This is a genomic window from Microbacterium sp., from assembly GCF_003248605.1.
Classification (GTDB): domain Bacteria; phylum Actinomycetota; class Actinomycetes; order Actinomycetales; family Microbacteriaceae; genus Microbacterium.
In genome coordinates, this window is record NZ_QFPF01000111.1 from 1 (window position 1) to 8,108 (window position 8,108).

The 8,108-nt window shown below is 69.5% G+C and carries 6 protein-coding genes; 3 read left to right on the forward strand and 3 right to left on the reverse strand.

Annotated elements, in window-relative coordinates; all coding sequences use genetic code 11:
* A partial coding sequence (locus DI573_RS12600) for a copper-translocating P-type ATPase (RefSeq protein ID WP_292814839.1) occupies positions 1 to 1,991 on the forward strand: 1,991 nt, incomplete at its 5' end.
* Positions 1,992 to 2,007: 16 nt separating this feature from the next.
* Here DI573_RS12600 and DI573_RS12605 read toward each other — a convergent pair.
* Entirely contained in the window at positions 2,008 to 3,531 is a 1,524-nt protein-coding gene (locus DI573_RS12605; RefSeq protein ID WP_292814842.1) for a SulP family inorganic anion transporter, read from the reverse strand.
* 166 nt (positions 3,532 to 3,697) lie between these two features.
* On the opposite strand from DI573_RS12605, the gene DI573_RS12610 reads away from it, so the two are divergent.
* Complete coding sequence (locus DI573_RS12610) at positions 3,698 to 5,041, forward strand: NAD(P)/FAD-dependent oxidoreductase (protein ID WP_292814845.1); 1,344 nt, start codon at positions 3,698 to 3,700, stop codon at positions 5,039 to 5,041.
* Here DI573_RS12610 and DI573_RS12615 read toward each other — a convergent pair whose 3' ends face one another.
* Together DI573_RS12615 and DI573_RS12620 are read right to left on the reverse strand one after the other, a co-directional pair.
* Positions 5,042 to 5,713 carry a DNA alkylation repair protein gene (locus DI573_RS12615; RefSeq protein ID WP_292814848.1) on the reverse strand — a complete coding sequence of 224 codons (672 nt, stop codon included), beginning with the start codon at positions 5,711 to 5,713 and terminating at the stop codon, positions 5,042 to 5,044.
* 65 nt (positions 5,714 to 5,778) lie between these two features.
* Positions 5,779 to 7,245 carry an SPFH domain-containing protein gene (locus tag DI573_RS12620; protein WP_292814851.1) on the reverse strand — a complete coding sequence of 489 codons (1,467 nt, stop codon included), beginning with the start codon at positions 7,243 to 7,245 and terminating at the stop codon, positions 5,779 to 5,781.
* A gap of 245 nt (positions 7,246 to 7,490) precedes the next feature.
* Here DI573_RS12620 and DI573_RS12625 point away from each other — a divergent pair.
* Positions 7,491 to 8,108, forward strand: a 618-nt coding sequence (locus DI573_RS12625; RefSeq protein WP_292814854.1) for a DUF222 domain-containing protein, incomplete at its 3' end; no start/stop codon positions are given.

Sequence of the window (8,108 nt, forward strand, 5' to 3'; positions counted from 1 at the left end):
TCTCCCTGCGCCGCCGGCTCGTCATCAGCGGTGCGCTCGCGCTGCCCGTCGCTGTGCTCTCGATGGTGCCGGCGTGGCAGTTCGAGTACTGGCAGTGGCTCGCTCTCACCCTCACCGCCCCTGTCGCGGTGTGGGGTGCGTGGCCGTTCCACCGCGCGGCGGCGGTCAACGCCCGCCACGGCGCGGCGACGATGGACACCCTGATCAGCCTCGGTGTCATCGCCGCCTTCGGCTGGTCGCTGTACGCCCTGTTCTTCGGCGGCGCCGGCATGCCGGGCATGCGGATGAGCTTCACCCTCATCGGCTCGCCGCAATCCGGAGGCCACGAGATCTACCTCGAGGTGGCCGCGCTCGTCACCGTCTTCCTTCTCGCGGGCCGGTATGCCGAAGCCCGCGCGAAGCGCTCCTCCGCCGAGGCGCTGCGGGCGCTGATGCGCGTCGGTGCGAGCGAGGCGGGCCTTCTCGTCGACGGGATCGAGCGACGTGTCCCGGTGTCCGATCTCGCGGTCGGTGATGTCGTCGTCGTGCGCCCGGGAGAGAAGATCCCCTCCGATGCGCTCGTGCTCGCGGGATCATCCGCGATCGATGCCGCCATGCTCACGGGCGAGTCCGTACCCGTCGAGGTCGCCCAGGGCGCACGGGTCACGGGCGGCACGGTGAATGTGGGCGGGATGCTGCGCCTCGAGATCACGCGCGTGGGCGCCGACACCGAGCTCGCGCACATGCAGCGCCTGCTCGAGGACGCCCAGACCGGCAAAGCCCGGATCCAACGGCTCGCCGACCGCGTCTCGGCCGTCTTCGTTCCCGTCGTCATCGCCCTCGCCGCCGTGTCCTTCGTGGGCTGGCTCATCGCGGGGGCCCCGCTCGATCTCGCCTTCACCGCCGCCGTGGCGACTCTCATCATCGCCTGCCCGTGCGCGCTGGGTCTTGCGACGCCGACGGCGCTTCTCGTGGGCACCGGCCGGGGCTCGCAGCTCGGCATCCTCATCCGCGGCCCGCAGGTTCTCGAGCAGACGCGATCCGTCGACACGATCGTGATCGACAAGACCGGCACGCTGACCACGGGACGCATGACTCTCGAGGACGCGCTTCCGCACGCGGGCGTCTATCGCGCAGAGCTGCTGCGGGCCGTGGCCGCCGTCGAGATCGGGTCCGAGCATCCCGTCGCACGTGCGATCGTCGCCGCGACCTCCGATCCGGGTTCATCGGCTCTGGAGGGCTTCTGGTCCCACGCGGGCTTCGGCGTGGAGGGCGCGGTCGCGGGCGCGGTCGTCGTCGCAGGCCGACCCGAATGGGTCCGGGCTCACGCCGCGATCACCATGCCCCCCGACCACGAACAGTGGATCGGCAAGGCCCACGCACGCGGAGCCACCGTCGTGACGGTGGCCCGTGACGGACGACTTCTGGGATCGCTTGCGATCGCCGACACCCTCGCGTCCTCGAGCGTCATCGCTGTCGCGCGGCTGCGAGAACTCGGTCTCGAACCGATTCTGCTCACCGGCGACGGCCCCGGCGCCGCCCGGCATATGGCGCGACTGTCGGGGATCGACATCGTGCACGCCGGCGTCAGCCCGAAGCAGAAGCTCGAGACGATCCGGGGACTCCAGGCGGAGGGAAGGGTCGTGGCCATGGTGGGCGACGGCGTCAACGACGCCGCCGCCCTCGCCGCGGCAGACCTCGGACTCGCCATGGGTGCGGGAACGGATGCCGCGATCGCAGCGAGCGACATCACGCTCGTCTCGAACGACCTGCTCTCGGCCGTCGAGGCGATCCGGCTGGCACGGCGGACGCTGGGCACGATCCGCGGAAACCTGTTCTGGGCGTTCGCCTACAACGTGGCGGCCCTGCCGATCGCGATGCTCGGACTGCTGAATCCTCTCGTCGCTGCGGCGGCGATGGCGCTCTCTTCCATCTTCGTGGTGACCAACAGCCTGCGGCTGCGGCGGTTCCGGCCCCTGCCGGCTCCCGCGACTGGCGCGTCTGAGAGCTGACTCGTTCGCGCAGTGGTCAGTGCTCTCCGCCGAGGTTACCGCTGAGGCGCCCGTGGAAGGCCGTCGTGGCATCGTTCATGCCCTCGATGACGACGCGCTTGCCGCGGTGTTCGTACTTGGTCACGACCGCGTCGAGAGCCGCGACCGTCGACGCATCCCAGATGTGGGAGCGCGACATGTCGATGACGACACGGTCGGGGTCGTTCGCGTAGTCGAACTGGGTGGTGAGGTCGTTGCTCGAGGCGAAGAACAGCTCGCCGTCGACGCTGTAGTGCGCCGTCGGCACGCTCTCGTCACCGGGCAGGGTGCGTGTGACGCTGACGAAATGGGCGACGCGACGGGCGAAGAGGACCATGGCTGTGAGCACACCGGCGCCCACCCCGATCGCCAGGTTGTGCGTCCACACCGTGATGACGACGGTCACGAGCATCACGAGCGTCTCGCTGCGGGGCATGCGACGCAGCGTCGAGGGACGCACGCTGTGCCAATCGAACGTCGCGATCGAGACCATGATCATCACGGCGACGAGCGCGGCCATCGGGATGATCGCGACGACCTCGCCGAGCGCCACGACGAGGATCAGCAGGAACACGCCCGCGAGGAACGTCGAGATGCGCGTGCGCGCGCCTGAAGCCTTGACGTTGATCATCGTCTGACCGATCATCGCGCAGCCGCCCATGCCCCCGAACGCGCCAGAGAGCACGTTGGCGACGCCCAGGCCCCACGACTCCCGGGTCTTCGAGGAGTGGGTGTCGGTCACGTCGTCGACGAGCTTGGCGGTCATGAGCGACTCCAGCAGTCCCACCACGGCCATCGCCAGGGCGTAGGGGGCGATGATCCCGAGGGTCTCGAGCGTCAACGGCACATCGGGGATGAACAGCATCGGGATGCTGTCCGGCAGCTCGCCTTGATCGCCTACGGTGGGCACGGCGATGCCGGCGACCACCACCGCCACGGTCAGCAGGACGATCGCGACGAGCGGCGAGGGCACGGCGCGCGTGATGCGCGGGAGCAGATACATCACGACAAGTCCCGCGGCCACGAGCGGGTACACCAGCCACGGCACGCCGATCAGCTGGGGGAACTGCGAGGTGAAGATGAGGATCGCGAGGGCGTTGACGAACCCGACCATGACCGAGCGCGGAATGAACCGCATGAGGCGCGCGACCCCCAGAACGGCGAGGACGATCTGGATGAGCCCGCCCAGCAGCACGGTCGCGATGAGGTAGTCGAGCCCATAGGTCATCGCGACGGGGGCGACGACCAGGGCAACGGCACCTGTCGCTGCGGTGATCATCGCCGGCCTGCCGCCGAGGAAGGCCATCGCGACGGCCATGACGAAGGAGGAGAAGAGCCCCACCCGCGGATCGACGCCCGCGATGATCGAGAAGGCGATCGCCTCGGGGATGAGCGCGAGCGCGACGACGAGACCCGCCAGCACCTCGCGGGTCAGCAGCCGCGGGTTGCGCAGCGCCTGCAGCACGGTGGGTTCGATGCGATAGCGCGCGGGATCGTCGCGAGCGGGGATGACGGCGGTCATACCTCTCCTGTCGTTCGGGCTCCGGGGAGCACACGGGAGGATCGCGCTCCGATGCGCGGGTGTCGGCGAACGCCGGCGGGGGGAAGGATGAGGGAGGGCGCGAGTGCGTCCTCAGCAAACCTACCGCAGCGTGACGGTTGGTTCGATTCGGGAGGGGATCCACCCCATGACGGTGATCGACACGCTCGTCGTCGGCGCAGGCGTCGCGGGCCTCTCCGCGGCCCGTCTGCTCGGTCGCGCGGGCCGCAGCGTCGTCGTGCTCGAGGCGCGCGACCGGGTGGGTGGGCGCGTGCACACCGACCGCTCGCGCGGACTGGCGACCGACCTCGGAGCGTCGTGGATCCACGGCATCAGGGACTCCCCCGTCGCGGCAGCCGCTGAGGCGTTCGGGATGCGCACCCTCGAGTTCACGGTGGGCGGCTACCAGCCGGATGGCCGCCCCATCCGCTCCTTCGACCCCTCAGGTCGCAGACTGACAGATGCTGCCGCACGGCGTTTCGCCGACGACATCCATGCCCTCGATGCGCTGCTGCCCACGATCGTCGCGACGTCCGCACCCGCGGCGACATACCGCGACGTGACGGAGGCGGCGCTCGCCGCGCAGGGCTGGGACGCGGAGCGCACGCAGCGGGCACGGGAGTACTTCGAGCATCGGAGCGAGGAGCAGTACGGCGCGTGGATCGAGGACCTCGCCGCGCACGGCCTCGACGACGATGTCATCGAAGGTGACGAAGTCGTGTTCCCCGACGGGTACGACCGGCTGGCGGCCCGCCTCGCGGTGGGTCTCGACGTGCGCCTCGAGCACGTCGTCGCGACCGCGCGCTGGTCCGATGCGGGAGTGGTCGTGGGCACCGGCCGCGGTGAGTTCCACGCACGGCGAGCCGTCATCACGGTGCCGGTGGGCGTCCTGCAGTCGACGGACTTCGTCATCGATCCCCCGCTGCCCCAGCCCGTCGCGGGGGCGCTCGGCCGTCTGCGGATGAACGCGTTCGAGAAGATCTTCCTGCGCTTCCCGCACCGGTTCTGGGACGAAGGCGTGTACGCGATCCGGCAGCAGGGGGCCGAGGCGCGATGGTGGCACTCCTGGTACGACCTCACGCCGCTGCACGGCGCGCCCACCCTGCTCACCTTCGCGGCGGGGCCCGCCGCGGTCCACACTCGCGCGTGGAGCCAGAAGCGGGTCGTGGACTCGATCCTCACCCAGCTGCGTCGTCTCTACCCGGACCGGGTCGTCGAGCCCACCGACGTGCACCGGACGCACTGGCAGGACGACCCCTTCGCCCGCGGGTCCTACGCCTACATGATCCCGGGATCGACGACCGCCGATCACGACGACCTCGCCACCCCGATCGGCGGTGTGCTGCATCTCGCGGGCGAGGCGACGTGGACGGATGATCCCGCCACCGTGACGGCAGCCATGCTGTCGGGGCACCGGGCGGCCTCGCGAATCGTCGGCTCCGACATCCCCATCTCCATGCTGTGGGCGGATGACGGTGGCGAGACTTCGTGATCAACCGGCGCTCTGGCGCCGCACCATCTCGTCGATCCAGATCGGCGCGTAGGGCGAGGTGCAGTTCGGTGCCGTCGGATAGTCCTTCAGCACCTCGAGACGCTCGCCGATCGCGAGCGCGCGCGGGCGCAGTTCGGGATGCCGGATGCCGATCGTCGCGAGAGTCGTGTTCATCTGCCACTGCAGCCGATCGGGAGCGGTCTTCATCTCGGCCTCGATCCTCTCGAGCAGGCCGCCCAGGTCGAGAAGGTGCGGGTTGTCGGCGACATCCATCGCGGCAAGGGCCCATCCCCCGGCCGCGACGTTCGCGTCGGCGTCGGCCATCCACTCGCGCCTGCACTGCTCACGGTGCGGACTCTTCTTCACCACGTAGTTGATGAGCCAGTCCTGAACCTTCGGAGCCCGCGCCTCGCGCAGCATCCCGTCGAGCTGCTCTGCCGAGTACTGCCGGGGTCTGCAGATGAGCAGGGCGACGAGGCGCGCAGCCGTGTCGCCCGTTGCCCACAGCTCGCCCGAGAGCTCATGGTCGGTCTTGAGCGCCCTGGCGAGGGCGCGCAGGCGGGTGAGGTTCGCACCGTGGTCGTCACCGTGCCGTTCGTTGATCTCGCGCATGCGCGGATCCTCGAGCGCCGCCAACTGCGCGCGCACCTCGGCCACCCGGTCCTCCGACATCACACCCCCTGCTGCGGACAGCCTAGAGCCGCGCACGAGTACGCGCACGGCTCTAGGCTCGTTGGCTACGCCTGCTGTCCTTCCGCGATGCCGCGCCCCAGCGCCTGGCCCTGGATGACGGCGCCGAGATCGAGCCCCGTCGCTGATCTGACGCTCTCGAAGGTGGCCGACAGGCTCGCTGACTGTTCGCGCGCCAGATGGGTCGCGGCACTGTCGCCCCCGATGAGGGTGATGTTGCCGACCTTCTCGTAACCCTTGGCGAACTCGGCCATGAGCTGCGGCAGCTGTCCGATGATCTCCTTGGCGAGGATCGCGTCCTGGTTCTCGCGCAGCGCCGAAGCCTCGGCCGCGATCGCGTCTGCGGTGGCGGTACCGCGGAGACGGATGGACTCGGCCTCCGCCTCGGCCTGCACGCGTACGGCGGCCGCTTCGGCCTCGGCCTGCACGCGGACGGCCGCGGCATCGGCGGCGGCCGACGCATCGCGCGCCTCGGCCTGCGCCTTGACAGCGTACGCCTCGGCGTCCGCACGTTCCTGGGCGACCCTGCGGTCGGCCTCGGCGTTCTTCTGCCGCTTGTACGCCTCCGCGTCGGCCGCGATCTGCGCCTCGTAGGCGCGTGCGTCGGCGGATGTCTGCTGCCGGTACTTGTCGGCGTCGGCGACCTTCTTGACCTCGGCATCCAATCGCGCCTGGGTGTTGTTCGCCTCCTGCAGCAGCACGCCCTGCTCGGCCTCGGCGCGGGCGAGGTTCTCGGACTGCTCTGCCTGTGCGTTCGCGCGGCCGACCTCCGACATCGCGGCGGCCTTGTTCTTGTCGAGCGCGGTCTGCTCGATCAGGTTGGCCTCGTCGGCGGCGAGCTGGCGCTTCTTGACCTCACGCAGCGCATCGATCTCGGCGACGTCGGCCTCGCGCTTGACGCGCTGCACCTCGACCGCGCCGAGCGCGGAGATGTAGTTGTTCTTGTCGGTGATGCCCTGGATCGCGAACGAGTCGAGCACGAGGCCCTGAGCGAGCAGGTCGCCGGAGATCCCCTCGGCGATCTCGTCGCTGAGCTTCTGCCGGTCCTGCATGACCTGCTCGACCGTGAGCTTGGCGACGACGCCGCGCAGGGCGCCCTCGAGCTGCTCGGTCGTGAAGATGACGATCGCCTCGTCCTGCGACGCGAAGCGCTCTGCCGCGCGGCGCACCTGGTCTGGCGTCGACCCGATCTTGACCAGCGCGACACCGGTCAGATCGATCGTGACGCCGTTGATCGTCTGGGCCGTCGGCTCGAATTTGATCTGCCGGGAGCGCAGCGACACCTTGTCGGATCGCTGCGTCAGCTTGTTGACGAAGGCGCCGCGACCGCTGATCACGGTCATCTTGTTGGCTTCGCCCTCGGTGCTGTCGCGCGCCTTCTTACCGACGATGACGATCGCCTCGTCGGCCTTCGGCACCTGGTACCACGCTCGGAACACCAGGAAGCCGATGAGCGCGACGATGAGGGCGACTCCGGCAGCTACCGCGATGCCGATGAGTCCGAACAGATCCATATGAGTGGGTCTCCTAATCGGGCCTGCCGTGTGCACGCCATATATCAAACCTATGCGCACCCGGGCATGGATGCTCAACGTGCATGTTTCGACCGGTTCGCTGAAGAGTGCACGGCCGGTGCGAGGGGCAGTAGCAGCGGGGCCTCTTCGACATGAATGAGTTCTCATCGAACGATTTCACGTTGGGGCGTCGGGGCGACATATCTTCGAGCATCAATGTCGGACGCTCCACGTAGAGTTCGAATATGAACACCAGACCGGCCGGCCACGCACACGACGACAACGTCGATCGTGTGGATGCTGTCGCGGCGGCCCTTGCGGCGGAGTATGCGGCCGCGGTGGCCGCTGTGGCGTCGGCGGAGGCTCAGGTCATGGCGGTGCTGGCTGAGGCGCAGGCGGTGGGGGTGGAGCGGGTGGCGGAGATTCCCCGCTCCGCCGGTCGCGAAGCCGAACTCCCGTTGCGGGCCCTCGCCGCGGAGCTGGGGGCGTGTGCGCGGCAACCCGATCGGTCCGTGCAGCGACGGATGAACGACGCCCACACCCTGGTGAACCGGTTTGCGGCGACCTGGGACGCGCTGGCCGCGGGTGTCGTGTCGGTCGGGCACGTGCGGGCGATCCTCGAGCACGGGGTGAAACTCACCGACCCGGAGATTCGGGCCGCGTTCGAGACCGAAGCTCTGGAGCGGGCCGCGTCCACCACACCCGGGCGGCTCGGACCGCAGCTCGCGCGTCTGGTGGAGCAGGTGCAGCCCACGACGTTCGCGGAGCGGCACAAGGTCGCACGCGCGGGACGCGGGGTGTGGGTGCGGGACGTCGAAGACGGAATGACCGAACTCCTCCTCCGGGGCCCGGCGGTACCGGTG

Bases quoted from the DNA above. Each gene is read 5' to 3' on its own strand.
- DI573_RS12615 (WP_292814848.1), bottom strand. From the start codon at position 5,713: ATGTCGGAGGACCGGGTGGCCGAGGTGCGCGCGCAGTTGGCGGCGCTC.
- DI573_RS12610 (WP_292814845.1), top strand. From the start codon at position 3,698: ATGACGGTGATCGACACGCTCGTCGTCGGCGCAGGCGTCGCGGGCCTC.
- DI573_RS12620 (WP_292814851.1), bottom strand. From the start codon at position 7,245: ATGGATCTGTTCGGACTCATCGGCATCGCGGTAGCTGCCGGAGTCGCC.
- DI573_RS12605 (WP_292814842.1), bottom strand. From the start codon at position 3,531: ATGACCGCCGTCATCCCCGCTCGCGACGATCCCGCGCGCTATCGCATC.